The organism is Methylophaga sp. UBA2496, assembly GCF_002341635.1.
Taxonomy (GTDB): Bacteria; Pseudomonadota; Gammaproteobacteria; order Nitrosococcales; family Methylophagaceae; genus Methylophaga.
The window spans coordinates 347,202-365,734 of the sequence record NZ_DDOK01000007.1; the positions used below are offsets into that span (position 1 = coordinate 347,202).

Sequence of the window (18,533 nt, forward strand, 5' to 3'; positions counted from 1 at the left end):
TCAAACTTATTTGGTGACCAGAATATCTTCCATCACCAGATATTGCAGATCCGAACCATAGAACATATTCAATGCATCAGTAGGACTGCAAACCATGGGCTCACCACGACGGTTTAGTGATGTGTTCAACACTACCGCGTTGCCGGTGAGTTTTTCCATTTCCTCAATTAGTTCGTAATAACGTGCATTGGTTGCACGGGTCACGATTTGAGCCCGAGCAGTTCCATCTTCATGCACGACTTCCGGAATACGTGATTTCCAGCTTTCCGCCACATCAAAGGTAAAGGTCATATACGGGCTGGGATGATCAGTCTGCAGAATTTCCGGCGCCACTTTATCCAGCATACTCGGGCAGAAGGGGCGCCAGCGTTCACGGTATTTGATTTGGGCATTAATGCGATCAGCAACGCCTGAATGATTTGGCGAACCGAGAATACTACGATTACCCAACGCTCTAGGCCCGAATTCCATACGACCCTGAAACCAGGCGACCGGATTACCATCAGCCAGAATTTTTGCCGTGTCGGCACACACATCATTTAAATATTGCCAGCTGACCGGCTGTGTATAGCGTTCACAGGCTTCAATGCATTGCTGGGTGGTATAGGATGGGCCGAGATATACATGATCCATTTTTTCCACTGGCACACCAGCCAGTTGTGAAGCATAACTGGCCGCGCCAATGGCCGTACCGGCATCACTGGAAGCCGGTTGCACGAACAATTCTTTGACACCGGGCATGGCAATAATGCGCTGATTGAGTTTGACGTTTAATGCCACCCCACCGGCATAAGCGACTTTACCCGTTTCACGAATAATATCGCCCAGGTAAAAATCAATCAGATGCAAAGCACATTTTTCCAGCAATGCCTGAATGCTGGCGGCATAATCAATATAGGGCTCGTCCTTTTCATCACCTTCACGCATCGGGCCCAGCCATTCAATGAGTTCGGGGCTGAAGAAATAACCTTTGCCATTTTTTTTATAGCGCCGGAAACCAACGGTATTGACCAGTTTGGTGTTGACCTTGAACTCGCCATTTTCACAATGAATCAAACGTGAGAAATCAAAACGGTTGGGATCACCATAAGGTGCCATGCCCATGACTTTAAATTCACCATCAAGCATTTCAAAACCGAGATATTCGGTCATCGCGCCATAAACACCGCCGAGTGAATCGGGATCATAAAATTCTTTGATTTTGTGTATTTTGCCGTTTTCGCCATAACCGAAAAACGTGGTGGCATATTCCCCTTTACCATCAATGCCGATAATCGCGGTTTTTTCCAGAAAACCACTCAGATGATAAGCGCTGCTGGCATGGGCCAGATGATGCTCAACCGGGACAAATTTAACGCGCTTTGAATCAATGCCTAAATCATCCAGCAGTTTCATCACGTTTTTGTGATTACGCCAGTAACGACGATTACCGGAAAATAAAGCAGTCAATGCTCTGTCAGGTGCATACCAGTGACGTTTGGCATAATGCCAGCGAGCAGGTGATTGCAGGCCAATCTGCGCATAAGGAAACGCGACGATATCTATCTCATCAGGGCGGATACCGGCCTGTTCAAGGCAGTATCTGGTGGCTTCATAAGCCATCTTGCCCTTGGCATGCTTGTCACGCAGGAAGCGTTCTTCTTCGGCAGCTGCCACCAGTTTTCCATCAATATACAAAGCAGCTGAGGCGTCGTGGTTTACCGCGCCGGAAAGGCCTAAAACGATCATAAATTATCTTCGAGTTGCGTAAAAATGTTGTTCAGTATATCAAGCGTGGAGGGCGGGAGACCATTTAACCTGTCAGAGGGCCGTCATTAATCGGCGTAAACCCCTGCGGGGAGATCTGGAAACCATTTTGACGGGCCTGATTGATATCAATTTGCACCAGCTTATCCAGTGAAGACCATGCCGCTGGCGCATCACGTAGATTTTTAGGTAACCAGCGATTCGATTTCCAGTTCATGAAATGGAGATACATAAATTCCCTGTTATCTCTGTCATTGGTCAGGTGACCATCTTTCCAAAACCATTGTTGAGGATGATCTGAACTTCCATCAAGCCACTTAATTGGTGAGAGAACCGTACTAAACTGTTCCTTATATAAAACCCGTCTTTGATAAGGCGAGCTGAAAGACCACAACTTGCGTAACCACAATGGGTGATTTTTATGGCGAACAAACAACTTGGAAAATTTTGATTCATCCAGGCCGAGATGTTTGTCCATTTCCATTAATTTCTGCCAATCTGGGATTTTTCGAAACGCCTGTCGATATTTATCCGTATTGCGGAAAATAGCGAAATGCCCTGAAAGACGGCGGTTATGTGTGCCGATAACATCGTATTTTTGCAGTAAATCGTCAGTAATAAAGCTTCTTATCTGACCATAGATAATATCAATATCCCCAATAGCAAAAAAATCATAATCCTTAATATCTGATTCATGAATAAACCCTAAGGCAGGCTTCAAATCACATAATTTATAAGGGCTTGTAGGATTAAAATGGATGGCTAAACGATCACTTACCAAGCGTTTATATTCTTCAAAAGTCATAGGCACATAGCTGACATTTGAGCACTGATTTATCGGCTCACCACAGTCGGTGTAAAAAAGCCAGTGGATGCCCGGATTACGACTGCAGCTTTCGAGGTATAACTCGAACCATTCCGGCCATTGACCAAAATAGGGGATAACAATCACAATTGTCGGTTGTTTCAAAAAAAGTTACCTATAAAAATGCTGATGATTAAATCGACTTCAAAAACAGTTTAATTTGTATGCTCTGGATGAACAGCTATGAGTTCTGCCAGCTTATTTTGCCAAGCTACCAGTATAAATAATATGAGATAATAACCTCTTTAAATGAAGTGTTTTCGTTTTAAACTAATTTGCTGGCATTCGTTTAAAACGTCAATTTGAATTAGGAACCGTTAGCGCCCAGATGATAAGCCTAACTTTCATTTAAACAGTGTGTAGAACCTCGAAATAATATGATGTTAATAAAATGCTGAATCGCTTAAAAAGTTTTCCTGCTGCTGAAAAAACTATTTTCGTTTTAATGAATATATGGCTAGCGGGTTTTTTTCTTTCTCCCACCGGCAAGCAACACTATCAATTCTTTATTCTATCAATCGTATTAAGTGCTTTCTGGCTGATTTTTGCTCAGAAAATTAACTACAGAAGCCTGTTAAACTCCAAAGTATTAATGTCAGCCTCATTTTATGCCTTGCTCTTCCTGATTAGTATCGCCTGGTCTAATGATCTCGGTTTTTCTGCTAAATTCAAAGACATCAAAACTTTTTTGTATTTGATTTTTTTTGCATTGGTCTTTTTGTACGTGATCAACGGCCAGTCAAAAAGGATGATTACTGTAGTCAACATTTTAATTGTTGCTGCTGTTATCAGTTTATTAATCAATTTGTTTGTTTTCTATGCAATCAATGGAGAAGACATGTCTGCCAGATTTTTTGGAATGGGCAGATTGTGGAATCCACTTTGGGCCGCAGCAATGTATGGGGCAACAGCATTAACCATACTGGCCATTTTGTTGGATAAGTTTAATCAGTTCAAGCCAGTATTCAGAGGTATGTTTTTACTCGCATATGTATTGATGTTGGGTGCGGTTGTTCTTACCCAATCCAGAACACCTATTGCAGCAACGATAATGCTCTCTTTGTTTATTGTGATGGTGTCGCAACAATCATTAAAAATAAAAATAAGTGTTATCTTAACAAGTGGAATTATTGGTGTAATAACACTGTTATATTCGCTCCCCTTTATTCAGGAACAGATGGGGAGAGGCCAGAGTTACCGGTTAGATCTTTGGTTTGGTTTTATAGAACGGGCGAAAGAACACCTTTTTCTCGGTCATGGTGGTGGGTCGAACGTACCCATTTCTTCACCCGTCGATTATGTTGATGGCTGGTATCACTATCATAGTACCTATGTTGCTTCTTTAGTTGAAATGGGGCTGGCGGGACTTTTTTTGCATCTGCTCCTCATCGTCACCACCTTGTCTGCTGCATGGAAAATGCGGAATATTTTTATTGTTAAAGTTGCCGCGATAGTCTTTATCTATACCTGTATTTTAGGTATCACATTTGGTCATGGCATATTGACGCGGATGAATTCACAATGGCTGATTTTCTGGATGCCGTTACTGGTTATTGCTATCTATGAAATCAGCAGCAATAAAATGTCAGTTCGGAATGACTCTCCGGATGTCCAATAAGAACGTAGCAGCTGATTTGTCTTAAGCGTTTAACAGGCGTGAAATCCGGGAATTAGACCAAAATGCCTGTTTAACAGCCGAGTCGGAGAATAAGGTTTCCAGTCTGCTATTAATGGCTTGTTTGTTGGCTATTGAGGTTTCGACGTTAGCTGTTTTGATTAAAGCATCGCTCAGTGCATCAATGTCTCTGAATTTAAATAACTGACCAATTCCATCAATGATTTCAGCGCCACCGCCACAATCGGTGCAAATTATGGGCAAGTCTGCTGCCATGGCTTCAAGAAGCACCATTCCGAAAGGCTCGCGGTCTGAACTCAAAGCAAATACATCGAATGCCTTAAAGTAGCGTCTGGCTTCAGCAACCGAACCAAGAAACAAAACATGGTTATCAATATCGAGTGCTAGCACTAGTGTTTTAAGTTCTGCTTCCAGTTTTCCTTTACCAATTAAACAAAGCTTTGCATTCTCTGGAAGAGAGGGTAAGGCTTTTGCAAATCCACGGATTAGGGTTTGTGGATCCTTGTCAGGGTGAATGCGACCGACACTTCCCACTATCCAATCATCCATACAAAGATTGAGTTTTGCTCTGGCCTCAGGTTTTGGCAAAAGCTCACTTTGTACTAACTCAACATCAATACGATTGTAGAGCGTTTGGATCTTTTCTTCCGGCCAATCCGGCAAATGACCTCGGATTTCATCTCGCACTGCATTGGAAACTGCTAATAATGTTAAACGTGATTTAAAAAAGTTGACTAAAAAACGACGTCCGGGACGATCAAAGTCACCAAAAGAATGTCGGATACTCAAGATGGGCAAATGAGTCGCCAGAGCTGCGATGTAAGTTGGTTTCGCTCGGTGTGCGATGCAGGCAACAAAGTTGTATTGCTTGGCAAGCTGATGGATTTTTCTGATGATGCCAAGCTTGAGCCCACTTAATTGTTTGCTTTTGTAATTAAGGAATATCACTTCATCAGAACAGGCTTTTTCTGCCACGAGCGGATCGGGTTCACCTGATAAAAATACGGTAATCACTTTATAAGGTGTGTCTTTAAAAAGCACGGCATATTGGCGCGCGCAATCCAGAAAGGGGTCGTAGTAACTGTGACAGATATGCAGAATGTACGGGGTTTGCTTAGTGTTTTCGATGCTGGTCATAGTCTACGTTTCCGCTAATGCGTGCGTTGCTTGCGAGGCGTCAGTTTACGCCAGAGTTTTTTATCTTTGGCACGAAGCTTCTCGACTTGCAGATAGGCTTTAAAAAAATACAAACGATCCTTTAAAGTCCAGCGGTGATCTGCATGACGATTAAAACTGGATAAATCCCGTTTCATCGCCAGTTTTGAACTGAAACGCCAGCGCAGTTTTTCCAGATCAATCAGACGAATCTTCCATTTGCCTTTTTTGTTTAACTTAACAAACACGTGCTTGGAGTAAAAACAATTATGCACGTAATGTGAGCGGTGCAGCTTACGTGTCAGTTTGGCAAGCTTGCGAATAAGTTGATAGCGTTTTTCCTTGGTCAGCTGTGTCGGGTCAAGGTTATCCAGAGAGGTGTAGTTATCCAGCGCTTTGGTGATTAAAACGGCACGGTCATCTTGTTTGCCAAAATACAATGGGTTTAACGTGGGGATTTTCAGTTTTTTCAGTTGCTGAATATTTTCCAGCTCTTTTTGAAACGTGGGGATTCCTTTGAACGGATGCCGCCAGGTCCGGCTGTAGTAATTTTGCTGGCGTTTCACAAAAACCTTGGTTATGCCTTTACGGGTATCAAACTCCGTACGTGTCACGCCACTCCAGCCACCGCGTGCTTCATTAGGTGCATCAAACCAGTTTTTGGGTAAAGACCAAACGCGTTCAAAAGATAAAGCTCTGCGACTCGACCAATAAACACGATTGATAAAAGCGCTGGTTTTTTTATTGAAAATAGCCATCTTTCAACTCGTTGATGACTGCAGTTGTCGTAAAACCTGTTCAGGCTGGATATCTTGCATACATTTATGATGCCCTTCGGGGCAGGTGCGTTGAAAACACGGACCACAGTCCACGGGAATTTGCAGAATCGTGGCATTATCCGATAAGGGGGGCGTAAATGCCGGTGACGTTGGTCCATAAATAGCAATAAGCGGTTTTTGCAATGCAGCAGCGATATGCATTAATCCGGAATCATTACTGACCACCTGGTCGGCTGTGGCAATCAAATCAATGGCTTCACCCAACTGGGTTTTGCCGCACAAATTAATGACATTCTGTTTATCGGTAATGCCTGCGACAATTTGTTCACCTGTCACCGCATCGGCTTTGGAGCCCATAATCAATACTTGCCAGCCTTGCTGAGTAAGCAGCTCCCCTAAAGCAGCGTAATGCGATGTCGGCCATTGTTTGGCCGGACCAAACTCTGCGCCAGGACATAAAACCAAGCGTTTTTGCTCAGCCAATTTAGCTGGATTTAACTCACTGGAAACGGCTTCTGCAATCATTTTAGGTGGCAGAAAGTCGGGTGCTATATGTGCTTGGGAAGCAGGATGAGCCAACGCAACAAAGCGTTGCACCATAAGTGGTAATCTTTGTTTATTCAGTTTGCGGGGATCATTAAGTAGGCCATAGCGCATCTCGCCTAACCAGCCTGTGCGTTGTGGAATATTGGCAAACCAGGGGATTAGCGCTGATTTCCAGGAATTAGGCAACACAATGGATTGATCATAGTTCCTGTGACGCAGACCGAGACCAATCTGGCGCCGCTGTTTCCAGCCGAACACACCATGCGTTACCGGCATGCTTATCGCTTCACGGATTTCGGGCATACGGGCCAGTAATGGACGAGTCCATTCAGGTGCCAGCACATCAATATGAGATTGCGGATGTTGCTGTTTAAGTGCAGCAAATAACGACTGTGCCATTACCATGTCACCGACCCATGAAGGGCCAATGATCAGGATGACGTGTTTAACGGACATAAATGATTAATGCAGCGTGCTGTGCGCCAGATAAATAAATATCACGCCAGCCGCAATTAATGAGATCTGCTGTAGTGTCTCTGAAGGTTTCACTTTGCTGTGCAAGCCAGGAATCAAATCAGCCACCGCGATATAAACAAAGCTGGAGGCTGCCACCACCAGAATGTAGGGCAAAAGATGCTGCATATCGGCCAGCAGGAAGTAGGCCAGAACGGCACCCACCACGGTTCCCAGACTGGAAAGCATATTGAAATAAAGTGCTTTGCGGCGCGTATAGCCACTGTGCAACAGGATCACAAAATCGCCCAGTTCCTGAGGGATTTCATGTGCTGCGATTGCCAGCGCGGTAACAATGCCCAGATGCACATCCGTTAAAAAAGCTGCAGCAATCAATACACCATCGACAAAATTATGAATGCCATCGCCGATAAGAATTAACGCTCCTGCGGCTTTCTTAGGTTCTTCATGTTGGTGGTTATGATGATCTTCACCAAGTTCTGGAATGTTCTCATGGCCATGATGGCTATGGCAATGTCGCCATAACACCATTTTTTCCAGCAAAAAAAAGCTTAACAAACCAATGAGTAATGTCAGTCCAAGATGATGGGGATCGACAAAATATTCATGCTCAATCGCATGGGGAAGTAGCCCTAAAAACGATGCACCAAGCAATGCTCCAATTGCAAAGCTAACCAGATGGGGCACAGCATAATGACGGGTTTGAGTCGGTAATAGCAGAAAGCTTGAAGCAATTATGACACTTAGTAAGCCGCCGAGAATACTGAAGATGATTATCCAGAGTAATAAGTCCATATGCACCTGAAACAGAAAATGAATGCGCAAATCATACCTTATTCAGCCGCTATCCATATAAGCGACGCCATTCGCCCGGTGACGCCATCGCGTCTAAAGGAGAAAAAACGGTCTTTTTCGCTATAGGTACAATAATCCCCACCATAGATTGCGGTAACACCCTGCGCAGATAGGCGTTGTCTGGCAAGCAGATAAATATCGGCCAAAAAACGATCTGAATGTGTTGCAGTAAAAGCGGATTCTGCATTGCCATCACTGGCCATAAAAGCCGATTTTACTTCCGGTCCAACTTCAAAAGCCTGCGGACCAATCGCTGGCCCTAGCCAGACAATAATTTCTGATAATGGCATATTGAATTGAGCCAGCGTATTTTCAATGATTCCGGCTTGCAAGCCACGCCAACCTGCATGAATCGCAGCCACCTGCGAACCCGATTTATCAGTCATTAAAACCGGTAGACAATCTGCCGTCATGATGGCACAGACGGTATTTGCCGAATCACAGAAAATCGCATCGGCTTCAACATTGACTTGCCATTGATTTGCCTCAATAACATTGCTGCTATGAGTCTGTTTCAGCCATAACGGTGTAGCAGGCAGTGATGCGGACTGAATTAAGCGCTGTCGATTAGCAATCACTAAAGCGGGCTCATCACCGACATGATCGCCTAAATTGAGCGAATCAAAGGGAGCTCTGCTCTGCCCACCGTTTCGGGTAGTGGTTATTGCTTTAATATGCTTTGGAGCCGGCCAGTTTACCGTTAGAACAGAATCAGCCATCACAGCGCGGCACGTGCAGATAATCACGCCAGGCGGAAAACAAATTTTCGTCACTGGCTGCACAGGTAGAACGTGGCGTTAAACTTCGACTGAAAACGGCCTCGTTATCCAGAGTACAGGCAAAGGCACCTGCTTCTTTAATAATCAGCTGGGCCGCCGCATAATCCCAAATCTGCTGGCGACCATGCAGATACAGTTGAGCTCGGCCCGCCGCCAGCCAGCACAATTCCAGAGCAATAGACCCCAGGCTGCGTTGCGAACCATAAGGTTTTTCATCAACCAGCCTTTGGCAAAGCGATTTGGGTAAACGCTTAAAATCAATGATAGCCAGGGTCTGATTCAGTGCAAGGCCTGAGATCTCAGCATTAAGTCGCTGACCATTCAACCATGCACCAGCCCCTTTTTTAGCCGAAAAACATTCATTCATCACCGGGTCATAAACCACCCCGAGCGTGACCTCACCTTTTTCAATTAATGCCAGAGAAATGGAAAAGAAAGGCATGCCGGAGGCAAAGTTACTGGTGCCATCAATGGGATCCAGACACCATAAGGCTTCTCCGCTGTTCAACAGTTCAGCCTGCTCGTTTACGGTCATTTCTTCGCCGAGTAATTTAATCTCGGGAAAATCCCGCTGTAAAACCTCGGTCATTTTCTGCTGCATCAATTTGTCAGCGACGGTGACCACACTGCCATCGTGCTTATATTGACGACTGACAGTCGTAAATAAAGGCATCAAATGTTGCTGAACGGTCTCAGTCAGACATTGCTGCAGTTGGGCGAGGTCGGTATCCATGGATAAAAAGTATATCAGCGATGTAAGGATAATTATTCAAACTCTGCGATGCAGTCTGTAAACTGCTGATTCATTTTGTCAGTTGAAGCTTTTTTATGCGTGTTCCACGATTTTATTGCGCCTGTCTGGTGCCTGCGACATCACCAATGCTTTTACCGGATGAAGTGTTTCGCCATGCCGTACAAGTATTGCGGATGAAACCCGGCGCATTATTGAACTTGTTTGATGGACAGGGGCTTGAGTATCAGGCGCAACTGGAGCAGGTGGACAAACGCCAGGCCACTGTCATTCTTCAGCAGCCAATAACAACCGATAACGAATCTCCCCTGGATATTCTGTTGATGCAAGGCATTTCACGCGGAGAACGGATGGATTATGCCATACAAAAAGCCGTCGAACTGGGTGTAAAACGTATTATGCCTGTGGTGACGGAGCGTTGTAATGTACAACTTTCGGGCGATCGCGCCAAGAAAAGATTGAATCACTGGCAAGGTGTGATGATCAGTGCCTGTGAGCAAAGTGGTCGGAGTTATTTGCCGGAATTATTGCCAATTACTGCATTTAATGATGCTCTGGAAAATACCGATGATAAATGCAAACTGGTTTTGGCACCGGAGGCCAAACAGGGGTTTTCCAGTATGACTAAAGCCAGCCGCATTGCATTACTGATTGGACCAGAAGGCGGTTTAAGTGATGACGAAATTGCGCGGGCGAATGATGCCGGGTTTACCGGTATTTGTCTTGGTCCAAGAATATTAAGAACCGAAACCGCCTCTGCAGCCGCATTGGCCATGGTACAGGCTGGCTGGGGAGACATAGGATGAATGACGGTACTATCGTATTGCTGATTCTGGCCGTGATTGGCTGGTTATGGTGGGATAGCCGTGGGGTTGCGGAACATGCCAGTCGTGTTGCCAGTCAATACTGTCAGTCGATGGGGGTCAGTTTTCTCAATGATACGGTGGCCTGGAAAAAAATCCGTCTCAGGCGTGGTTCGAACGGCAGAATGCAATTTGAACGAACCTATTTTTTTGAGTTTGCCAGCGATATGCAACAGCGTTATCGTGGTGAAGTCGTTATGTTGGGAAAACGCGTGAAGTCGATCCAGCTGGATCCACACCGTTTCAGTTAAGTCATCAGAGGAAGAGGGTATGACAAACAAGCTTGCATTGGTCGTTGATGATTCACGTGTGGCCCGCATGATGTTATGCAAACTTTTGCAATCCTCTGGATTTGAAGTCGTCGAACAGGGCAGTGCCGACGATGCTTTGGCCTGGCTGCAAACCACGCAGCAGTCACCGTTAATTATCTTTATGGATTTGATGATGCCGGGAATGGATGGCCTCACTGCTACCCGCCAGATCAAAAACGATTTACGCTGGCAAGCAATTCCGGTGGTACTTTGCACCAGCAATGACAGTGAAGCCGATAAATTATCAGCCCATGACAGTGGTGTGCTGGCTTTATTATCGAAACCACCCGAAGCCCGGCAGCTGCAAATGATACTTAATGATTTGCGTACTCCAGCAATAACGGGTGAAGCGGAACAATCAGTGGTACCTGAGCCTGCTGCTGACATTTCAGCAGCTTTAACAATGGATGAGGTGATGGCTCAGCTTGAGCAACAGGTATTACCTTCCTGGCTGCAGCAGTCACAAGATTCAGCGGAGCAGATCAGTCAGCAAATCGCCGAAAATATCGTCAGACAACTCATCGATGAAAGACTTAACGGATTATCCGAAAGGCTTTCAGCAGAAATAACAGAGCAGATAAGTGTGGGTGTGCAAGACAAGGTAGACCAACAATTGGCCACCCAGGCCATGCAAATGCAGACCGTACTGTCCGAAAAAGCCGCCGATGCTGCCGAAACAGCCATGCAAAACCTGAATCAGTCCAATCATTGGCAACAACAGGTGGCTTCTCAGACAGAGCATTGGCTGACCCGTCAGCAGCAGGATCTTCAGCAACAATTGATGACCGCATTGCAACCGGAAATTGAAAAGGTGATTGCCGAACAGCTGGCAGCTGTTCCGGACTCAACCGCGCCAGCGCTGGAAACACTTCAGCAAGCATTGGCGCAACTGCAGCTCGTGCAGGATCAAATGGTTAAACGGCAGCGTATGACCAATGCATTACTGATGGTGGCACTGGCTGCCGGTGTATTGGCGCTGCTGCAAATCAATTTGTTTTGATGTGGTGCCGCCAAAAACGGTTTAAAAAAGTATGACCATTCAGGAGGCTCTGCAATGGGCCAGAGTTCAGCTGGATATCAGTCCAACCCTGCGTAAGGATATCGAAAGCCTGTTATGTCATGTGCTGAGCTGTCAGCCGTTACGTTTAATCAGCTATCCCGAACAAACGCTTACGGCTGAAGAGCAGCAGCAATTTGTTTCACTGATTGAACAGCGCCGGCAAGGTGTACCGGTTGCGCATTTAACCGGTGTTCGTGGATTTTGGTCATTGGAGGTTGCCGTTAATCAACACACTTTGATCCCGCGCCCTGATACCGAGCTGCTGGTGTCTTTGGCATTGGAAAAAATCCAGCCGGGGATGCGGGTGGCGGATCTTGGAACCGGCAGTGGCGCTATTGCCTTGGCCATTAAAGCCGAACGTGATGATATCTGGATGCTGGCAAGCGATTATTCGCTGCAGGCGTTAACTATGGCTAAATATAATGCTGAAAAAAATCAGCTTGCCGTGCAGTTTGTTTGCGGGCAGTGGCTGGAGTCAATGCACTCCTCAAGTCTGGATATCATCGTATCCAATCCCCCCTATATCCGTTCAGATGACCCGCATTTAACCCTTGGAGATTTGCGGTTTGAACCACTGACGGCATTGGCTTCCGGCGAGGATGGTTTGCAGGATATCCGGCAACTGGTTCAACAGGCCGCCAGAGTGTTAAAGCCCGAGGGTTGGTTAATGATTGAACATGGTTATGATCAGTCTTCTGCTGTACAAGGTATGTTTCAGCAATACGGGTTTAATGAGATACAAGCGTTTCAGGATTATGGGCAGCAGGATCGGGTAGTGATTGGCAAACGTGGCTAACGCTCGGCAAGCCTTGAATTGAGGTAACATACTGCAGATGAATGACGAACAATTACTGCGTTACAGCCGCCATATTTTATTGCCTGATTTTGATATCACCGGTCAACAACGTGTTTTGGATAGCCGGGTGCTGGTAATCGGTTTGGGGGGGCTGGGATCACCCGTCGCTTTATATCTGGCCGCTGCCGGAGTCGGGCATCTGGTGCTGGTGGATGATGATAAGGTTGAGCTGACCAATCTGCAGCGGCAGATCGTGCATCGTCAGTCAACAGTGGGTAAGAGTAAAACCAGCTCTGCCGCGGCCACTTTGCAAAATTTGAATGACACGATTAAGGTTGAGACCATCGATCACCGTTTGAGTGAGTCCGAGCTCATCGAGCAAGCTGATCTGGCTGATGTGATCGTGGATTGTACCGATAATTTCAGTAGTCGTTTTTTACTGAATCAGGCCAGTAAAAAAACCAGAACGCCGATGGTTTCAGCGGCGGCCATCCGTTGGGAAGGGCAAATTTCGGTATATGATGCTCGACAAGCTGACGCACCGTGTTATCGTTGCTTGTACGACGATAATGGTGGTGATATTCAACAAAGCTGTGCAGAGAGCGGGGTGCTCTCTCCATTGCTGGGAATGATGGGATCGATTCAAGCGATTGAAACGCTCAAATTGCTCGCCAATACCGGCTGTTCGCTCAGTGGTCGTTTGATCATGGTAGATGCCCTGGCCATGCAGATACGGGAAATAAATTTGAAACAGGATCCGGCCTGCCCGGTATGTCACGATAATGAGAATAGCTAAATGACAGTTAAAACGACCATACGTTTACCTCGCACATTGGTGAATGAGCTATTACATCAGGCGCAACTTTCACCCAGCCAGGAAATCTCCGGCTTAATTGGCTGTCATGGGCAACGCTGTATGTGTTACCCGATAGACAGCGTCAAAACGGATGCCAGCGTTTTATTTGCCTTGAGTGCCAGTGAACAGCTGGCCGCACTGAAAGAAATGAAAGAACGCAATCAGGAGCTGTTTGCTATTTATCACTCCCATCCTGATGCGCCTGCCTTACCGTCGGTCATCGATGATGATGTGGCCGATTATCCACAGGCTTTGTATCTGATAATTTCATTGAATACACGTGGTGTTCTGGAAATGCGGGGCTTTCAAAAGCAGGGACAGAACATCGAAGAGGTAAATTTGATTATATGAGTAAACTGGACGCATCAACATTACAAACGGCAGCGCAACAGGCGCTGGATGTGGCTAAAAAGCTGGGCGCTACAGCCGCTGAAGTTGGCATCAGCCAAAGCCTGGGCTTATCAGTCAATGTACGTCAGGCTGAAATTGAAACCCTGGAACACAATAAAGATACCGGATTGGGTGTGACGGTGTATCTGGGGCAAAGTAAAGCATCTGCCAGTACATCTGATTTGCGGCCGGAAGCCATCCATGAAACGGTAGCGATGGCCTGCAGTATTGCCAAACATACTCAGGAAGACAAATTTGCCGGTTTAGCCGACGCAGAATTAATGGCCACCGCATTTCCGGACCTGCACTTGTACTATCCCTGGGCGTTATCTCCGGAACAAGCCATTGCATTGGCAATGGAATGTGAGCAGGCGGGACGTGATTTTGATCCACTGATAAGCAATTCAGAAGGCGCCAGTGTGTCATCGCACGAAGGTCAGCGAATTTATGCCAACAGTCACGGTTTTATCGGTCAGACGCAATCTACCCGTCATAGTTTGTCGTGCACATTAATTGCTCGTGATGCGGAGGGAATGCAGCGCGACTATTGGTACGATGTAGCGCGTGACAGTCAGGATTTGGCTTCGGCCATTTCTGTTGGTCAAAAAGCCGCCGAGCAGACATTGAAGCGTCTGAATGCCCGTGAAATCGAAACTGGGCATTATCCCGTGATTTTTGCCAGTGAAATTGCCTCCTCTTTGTTTGGTCAGCTGGTTGGCGGTATTCGTGGAAGTGCTTTATACCGTAAATCCAGTTTTCTGCTGGATAAACTGGGCGAGCAAATTTTTCCATCGTTTATCCATATTCACGAACAGCCGCATTTATTTAAAGCCTTAGGCAGTTCAGCTTTTGACGCCGAAGGTGTCGCAACGCAGAATCGTGACATTATCCGCGATGGTATTTTACAAGGCTATGTTCTGGATAGTTACTCAGCCCGACGTCTGAACATGACGACCACCGCCAATGCTGGGGGTGTGCATAACCTGACAGTGGATAGTAACGATTTGTCATTTAAAGACATGCTGAAAGCGATGGATAAGGGCGTGATTGTCACTGAAACCATGGGCATGGGTGTCAATATTGTTAACGGAGATTATTCGCAGGGTGCGGCGGGTTTCTGGGTGGAAAATGGTGAAATTCAGTACGCTATTGACGAATTTACTATCGCCGGTCAGTTGCAGGATATGTTTAAAGGCATTCAGGCCGTGGCGAATGATGTGGATTTACGCAGTAATATCCGTAGCGGCTCGGTCTGGATCGATAAAATGATGGTGGCCGCGTAAAACCAGTCACAACAGATGCGGTAAATGAGAGATTAACAAGTTCCTAGCTCTGCATGCTATCCCGGACAAACTGCGTGATATCTGTCAGATAGGCGACGGCAAATATTGAACCCAACATCTGTCGCAGATTTTTGATGCGATGCGCGCTATGACTGCGTAGTGCATTGATCTGGCGGATTAAATCCAGTTCATCATGGAGCCAGTCGGTTTTATTATTGACCAGCTGACAATGAAAGACGTAATGATGTTGAGAGCTGAACAGTCGGTGCAGTAGCAGGTTTTTGGCCTCTGTCGATTGCAGCTCATGCTCACAGATTATCTGCCATGGCTGCTGCCCGGAGCGGTAACAATACAATCCCATGGCCTGGGTCACCATGTTTTCAGTGTTGACGGTTTTCAGCTGCAGGGTAATCCGTGGAATCGCATTGGAGATGACCTGCCATAGTTTTTTGTCAGTTTCATCTATTACCTCGGAGTACCCTGCAACGGCTTGCAAAACGCGTTTTTGCTGAATATCCAACCCAAAAAACAGCGCTGTATCAAGCGGGGTATGGCTCAGCATATCCAGATACACGCGGCTATGCTGCATTTGAATTAGATCATCTTCCCGACGCGCTAATGAATGTTGGTTATCGTTGATCGCTTTTTCAAAAAACTGATTCACGGCCCATGGGCATTGTGTCACCAGTCGCTGCAATCCCAGCTCGGTCTGTCCGGCAAATTTTTGTACGCGTTTCACTTCATAGGGAACGCTGCGTAAATTTAACTGTGGTCGCTGTGCCTGCCAACGAGTGAAATGCAATGTCACACGACTGCCAATGGTCACCGGCAAATCAGCATCAACCGATAAAGACAAACCGTTGATAGAAACTTCGTTGGTTTGTGAAACAATCTCCTGGCTGTTTAAAAACAGGTTAACCGGTGTGAGCACCGTATAGCGGCTCTGTTGTCGTTGAATATAGGGCTTCAGATTGCTGACCGGAGGTAGCATACTCGTCTGACCTGACTGGTCGATATCAATACTGTCGGCAGCAAGTGATGTATCGTCATGGTGTAACTGATCCAGACAGGCTGTAATATCGGTTATATGCAGCAGACGTTTTAAACTGGATACCTTTCCGGAAAAATCGACCGCCATACGCGGATCGACCTGAGCAATCATGTCGAAATTCGGATGGTAATCTGCTTCATTGATTTTCAGCGGGATCATGCTGAAATGTAATAACTGCGTGTCAGCTGACCATGGCCAGCATTGTTTTAGGCGTTGCAGTTCATTAAGACCGATAATGCTCATGCGGTCTGCAGTCAATGCAAAAATGCCACTGGTAAATTGATTTTGTTCAATCTGCGAGAGCAGTATTTTTATTTGCTTGAGTAAGTTGGGTGTATGGATAAAAATCTGGTCACAAAGGGTACTGCTGTGAAGTGCAGTAACAACGGGTTTATTATTTTGTTCACCTATCCAGCAAAGCAGGCTGGGTATCTGTCGGCTGTATAAACGTAATAGTGAATTCTGGGTCAGGTTGAGAATTTCATTAGTCAGATCGGTGGAACTGTGTTTTTGCTTATTGCTGAGCCAGTTTTGCCAGGCTTGTCTGACATCATTACCAACAGAATCATTGAATCGTAATACAGCAAATGTACGCTGTTCATCCTGCTCCAGACGGATAATATCGAATGCAATCAGCGTGGATTCAGGGCTTTTCGCATCAGGAAAGTGTTCGAACCCCACCTCGACCGTATCGTTTTTTTCCAGTGTGGCTACCCGTTTCATACTGACGCGTATAGCATCAGTACTGACATCCAGTGTCATCGCATGATAACTCAGCTCAGCATTGCGGATCGTGACGGGCAACGTCAGTAACACCCGCTGTGCCAGCCGCCTTAACGACTGATCAAGACGGATAAGTAAAACGCCATTATCTTCAACTTCGAAAGCTGGTGGTGTTTGTTGCTGGAACTGACGAACAGCTTGTATCAATGCTTCATAAACCCCAACAGTATAATGCCCCTCCATCCGGTCAATTAACTGTTTCAGGATAAGATAGCTGCGGTCATCCAGATAATGGGTGACACCACCGAATTCATAAGGCTGGCATTCTCCAGTCACCTTGCCGCGTAAATCAATAATGCGTTGACAGGTTTTTTGTAAACGTTGACGTTCCAGTTGTGCCAGAAAGGTTTGGTTTTGAGATTTGCTGCTTTCCGTCGCCATTGGGCTGGTTAATTTAATTCACTGGGCGTTTTGGCTTTAATGCTTAGCGCATGAATGGCTGAAGGTAATAGTTCAGCTGCAGCGTCATAAACAAGCCGATGCCGTTTGATTAGTGAGAGCCCGGCAAAAGCTTCACTGACAATAAAAACCGTGAAATGACCACCGCCAGTATTGCCGGCATGACCAGCATGCAGATGACTGTCATCGGTAATTTGTAACTGTGTGGGTTGCAGCTTCAGTAAAGCCTGTTCCAGCTTTTGTTGGGTAGTGGCGCTCATGGAAAAACCTTACGAAACGGTTTGACGGTGACTTTGCTGTACACATCGGCTTCGACATAAGGATCTGCTCCAGCCCAGATTTGGGCACTGCGCAAGTCGTCAAACTCTGCGACCACAAGACTACCACTGAATCCGGCTTCACCGGGATCTTCGCTATCAATAACGGGATGTGGACCCGCCAGCACTAAACGGCCTTCGTTTTGTAATTCCTGTAGACGGGCAACATGAGCAGGTCGTGCAGCCAGGCGTCGCTGCAAGCTATCGGGTTTATCTTCGCTGATGATGGCATATAACATCAGGATGCATCCTTCGAATTGGTATTGTCATTAATATGGCGAGACAGATAGATGGCCTGCCCGGCAATAAACACTACCGTAATGATTAATGATCCGAATAGTTTGAAGTTCACCCAGGTTTCTTCTGAGTAGTTATAGGCAATATAGATATTAAGAAAGCCGGAAAACACAAAAAACAGGATCCAGGCAGTATTTAATCGTGACCAGACCACCGTTGGCAACTGCAAGTGCGCGGCCATCAGACGTTCGAGTAATGTTTTATCAGTAAATATACGGGCGCCAAGAAAGGCTAAAGCAAACAACCAGTTCACCGCGGTCGGTTTCCACATCACAAATTCCGGATTTTGTAACCAGATGGTTGCCCCACCCAGCACCATGACCAGAATAAGCGTGATCATGTGCTGTCTTTCGACTTTGCCATGGCGTAACTGGCCCCATAGCACCTGTATCAGGGTGGCTACCATCATAACTGCTGTTGCAGCATAGATACCGGCAACCTCATACTCCTGACCATTCCAATGGTAGACGCCGCCACCGAATTTATAGGCAATGAAAAACAGAATAATGGGCAGAAAATCAGTAAATAGTTTCATCTTTTT

General features: G+C 46.1%; 20 protein-coding genes. 8 read left to right on the plus strand and 12 right to left on the minus strand.

Annotation, left to right across the window (positions count from 1 at the left end):
- Positions 1–6 precede the first annotated feature (6 nt).
- Entirely contained in the window at positions 7–1,728 is a 1,722-nt protein-coding gene (locus tag B2W60_RS11575) for a carbamoyltransferase family protein (RefSeq protein ID WP_292360415.1), read from the minus strand.
- 64 nt (positions 1,729–1,792) lie between these two features.
- Positions 1,793–2,716, minus strand: a complete 924-nt coding sequence (locus B2W60_RS11580) for a DUF6625 family protein (protein ID WP_292360413.1) — start codon at positions 2,714–2,716, stop codon at positions 1,793–1,795.
- A gap of 733 nt (positions 2,717–3,449) precedes the next feature.
- On the opposite strand from B2W60_RS11580, the gene B2W60_RS11585 reads away from it, so the two are divergent.
- Positions 3,450–4,229, plus strand: a complete 780-nt coding sequence (locus tag B2W60_RS11585) for an O-antigen ligase family protein (RefSeq protein WP_292360412.1) — start codon at positions 3,450–3,452, stop codon at positions 4,227–4,229.
- A gap of 21 nt (positions 4,230–4,250) precedes the next feature.
- Here the strand turns inward: B2W60_RS11585 and B2W60_RS11590 are convergent, their stop codons facing one another.
- The 6 genes from B2W60_RS11590 to B2W60_RS11615 are packed head-to-tail and all read right to left on the minus strand — an operon-like array spanning position 4,251 to position 9,568.
- On the minus strand, positions 4,251–5,384 hold the full coding sequence (locus tag B2W60_RS11590) for a glycosyltransferase (protein ID WP_292360410.1): 1,134 nt from the start codon (positions 5,382–5,384) through the stop codon (positions 4,251–4,253).
- Between the two features lie 14 nt (positions 5,385–5,398).
- Complete coding sequence (locus B2W60_RS11595) at positions 5,399–6,160, minus strand: lipopolysaccharide kinase InaA family protein (protein WP_292360408.1); 762 nt, start codon at positions 6,158–6,160, stop codon at positions 5,399–5,401.
- Between the two features lie 3 nt (positions 6,161–6,163).
- On the minus strand, positions 6,164–7,183 hold the full coding sequence (waaF, locus tag B2W60_RS11600) for a lipopolysaccharide heptosyltransferase II (protein WP_292360407.1): 1,020 nt from the start codon (positions 7,181–7,183) through the stop codon (positions 6,164–6,166).
- Positions 7,184–7,189: 6 nt separating this feature from the next.
- Entirely contained in the window at positions 7,190–7,996 is an 807-nt protein-coding gene (locus B2W60_RS11605; protein WP_292360405.1) for a ZIP family metal transporter, read from the minus strand.
- Between the two features lie 38 nt (positions 7,997–8,034).
- On the minus strand, positions 8,035–8,775 hold the full coding sequence (gene pgeF / locus B2W60_RS11610) for a peptidoglycan editing factor PgeF (protein WP_292360403.1): 741 nt from the start codon (positions 8,773–8,775) through the stop codon (positions 8,035–8,037).
- Complete coding sequence (locus B2W60_RS11615) at positions 8,768–9,568, minus strand: inositol monophosphatase family protein (protein WP_292360402.1); 801 nt, start codon at positions 9,566–9,568, stop codon at positions 8,768–8,770. Before B2W60_RS11615 ends, pgeF begins: the two co-directional genes overlap by 8 nt.
- Before the next feature lie 95 nt (positions 9,569–9,663).
- On the opposite strand from B2W60_RS11615, the gene B2W60_RS11620 reads away from it, so the two are divergent.
- Genes B2W60_RS11620 through pmbA form a run of 7 tightly spaced genes read left to right on the plus strand, consistent with a single transcriptional unit; the run spans position 9,664 to position 15,145 of the window.
- Entirely contained in the window at positions 9,664–10,392 is a 729-nt protein-coding gene (locus B2W60_RS11620; RefSeq protein ID WP_292360400.1) for a 16S rRNA (uracil(1498)-N(3))-methyltransferase, read from the plus strand.
- Complete coding sequence (locus B2W60_RS11625) at positions 10,389–10,700, plus strand: DUF3301 domain-containing protein (RefSeq protein WP_292360399.1); 312 nt, start codon at positions 10,389–10,391, stop codon at positions 10,698–10,700. The genes B2W60_RS11620 and B2W60_RS11625 overlap by 4 nt, the downstream gene beginning before the upstream one ends.
- 19 nt (positions 10,701–10,719) lie before the next feature.
- Positions 10,720–11,760, plus strand: a complete 1,041-nt coding sequence (locus tag B2W60_RS11630) for a response regulator (RefSeq protein ID WP_292360398.1) — start codon at positions 10,720–10,722, stop codon at positions 11,758–11,760.
- Between the two features lie 31 nt (positions 11,761–11,791).
- The gene (gene prmC / locus B2W60_RS11635) at positions 11,792–12,616 is read left to right on the plus strand and encodes a peptide chain release factor N(5)-glutamine methyltransferase (protein WP_292360397.1); all 825 of its coding nucleotides are present in this window, start codon (positions 11,792–11,794) and stop codon (positions 12,614–12,616) included.
- Between the two features lie 37 nt (positions 12,617–12,653).
- Positions 12,654–13,412 carry a HesA/MoeB/ThiF family protein gene (locus B2W60_RS11640; protein ID WP_292360395.1) on the plus strand — a complete coding sequence of 253 codons (759 nt, stop codon included), beginning with the start codon at positions 12,654–12,656 and terminating at the stop codon, positions 13,410–13,412.
- A complete protein-coding gene (locus B2W60_RS11645; RefSeq protein WP_292360393.1) occupies positions 13,413–13,823 on the plus strand; it encodes a M67 family metallopeptidase in 411 nt (136 codons plus the stop codon).
- Complete coding sequence (pmbA, locus tag B2W60_RS11650) at positions 13,820–15,145, plus strand: metalloprotease PmbA (protein WP_292360392.1); 1,326 nt, start codon at positions 13,820–13,822, stop codon at positions 15,143–15,145. The genes B2W60_RS11645 and pmbA overlap by 4 nt, the downstream gene beginning before the upstream one ends.
- 43 nt (positions 15,146–15,188) lie before the next feature.
- Here pmbA and B2W60_RS11655 read toward each other — a convergent pair whose 3' ends face one another.
- The 4 genes from B2W60_RS11655 to B2W60_RS11670 are packed head-to-tail and all read right to left on the minus strand — an operon-like array spanning position 15,189 to position 18,527.
- A complete protein-coding gene (locus B2W60_RS11655) occupies positions 15,189–17,360 on the minus strand; it encodes a PilZ domain-containing protein (RefSeq protein WP_292360391.1) in 2,172 nt (723 codons plus the stop codon).
- Positions 17,361–17,368: 8 nt separating this feature from the next.
- Complete coding sequence (locus B2W60_RS11660) at positions 17,369–17,638, minus strand: BolA family protein (protein ID WP_292360390.1); 270 nt, start codon at positions 17,636–17,638, stop codon at positions 17,369–17,371.
- Positions 17,635–17,934 carry a YciI family protein gene (locus B2W60_RS11665; protein WP_292360389.1) on the minus strand — a complete coding sequence of 100 codons (300 nt, stop codon included), beginning with the start codon at positions 17,932–17,934 and terminating at the stop codon, positions 17,635–17,637. Before B2W60_RS11665 ends, B2W60_RS11660 begins: the two co-directional genes overlap by 4 nt.
- On the minus strand, positions 17,934–18,527 hold the full coding sequence (locus tag B2W60_RS11670) for a septation protein A (protein ID WP_292360388.1): 594 nt from the start codon (positions 18,525–18,527) through the stop codon (positions 17,934–17,936). Before B2W60_RS11670 ends, B2W60_RS11665 begins: the two co-directional genes overlap by 1 nt.
- Between the last annotated feature and the right edge of the window lie 6 nt (positions 18,528–18,533).

Coding starts and splice junctions, on each gene's coding strand:
- B2W60_RS11620 (WP_292360400.1), top strand. CDS start 9,664: ATGCGTGTTCCACGATTTTATTGCGCCTGTCTGGTGCCTGCGACATCA.
- B2W60_RS11590 (WP_292360410.1), bottom strand. CDS start 5,384: ATGACCAGCATCGAAAACACTAAGCAAACCCCGTACATTCTGCATATC.
- B2W60_RS11625 (WP_292360399.1), top strand. CDS start 10,389: ATGAATGACGGTACTATCGTATTGCTGATTCTGGCCGTGATTGGCTGG.
- pmbA (WP_292360392.1), top strand. CDS start 13,820: ATGAGTAAACTGGACGCATCAACATTACAAACGGCAGCGCAACAGGCG.
- B2W60_RS11670 (WP_292360388.1), bottom strand. CDS start 18,527: ATGAAACTATTTACTGATTTTCTGCCCATTATTCTGTTTTTCATTGCC.
- B2W60_RS11605 (WP_292360405.1), bottom strand. CDS start 7,996: ATGGACTTATTACTCTGGATAATCATCTTCAGTATTCTCGGCGGCTTA.
- B2W60_RS11640 (WP_292360395.1), top strand. CDS start 12,654: ATGAATGACGAACAATTACTGCGTTACAGCCGCCATATTTTATTGCCT.
- B2W60_RS11655 (WP_292360391.1), bottom strand. CDS start 17,360: ATGGCGACGGAAAGCAGCAAATCTCAAAACCAAACCTTTCTGGCACAA.
- B2W60_RS11575 (WP_292360415.1), bottom strand. CDS start 1,728: ATGATCGTTTTAGGCCTTTCCGGCGCGGTAAACCACGACGCCTCAGCT.
- B2W60_RS11630 (WP_292360398.1), top strand. CDS start 10,720: ATGACAAACAAGCTTGCATTGGTCGTTGATGATTCACGTGTGGCCCGC.
- B2W60_RS11615 (WP_292360402.1), bottom strand. CDS start 9,568: ATGGATACCGACCTCGCCCAACTGCAGCAATGTCTGACTGAGACCGTT.
- B2W60_RS11595 (WP_292360408.1), bottom strand. CDS start 6,160: ATGGCTATTTTCAATAAAAAAACCAGCGCTTTTATCAATCGTGTTTAT.
- B2W60_RS11645 (WP_292360393.1), top strand. CDS start 13,413: ATGACAGTTAAAACGACCATACGTTTACCTCGCACATTGGTGAATGAG.
- prmC (WP_292360397.1), top strand. CDS start 11,792: ATGACCATTCAGGAGGCTCTGCAATGGGCCAGAGTTCAGCTGGATATC.
- B2W60_RS11665 (WP_292360389.1), bottom strand. CDS start 17,934: ATGTTATATGCCATCATCAGCGAAGATAAACCCGATAGCTTGCAGCGA.
- B2W60_RS11585 (WP_292360412.1), top strand. CDS start 3,450: ATGTCTGCCAGATTTTTTGGAATGGGCAGATTGTGGAATCCACTTTGG.
- B2W60_RS11660 (WP_292360390.1), bottom strand. CDS start 17,638: ATGAGCGCCACTACCCAACAAAAGCTGGAACAGGCTTTACTGAAGCTG.
- pgeF (WP_292360403.1), bottom strand. CDS start 8,775: ATGGCTGATTCTGTTCTAACGGTAAACTGGCCGGCTCCAAAGCATATT.
- waaF (WP_292360407.1), bottom strand. CDS start 7,183: ATGTCCGTTAAACACGTCATCCTGATCATTGGCCCTTCATGGGTCGGT.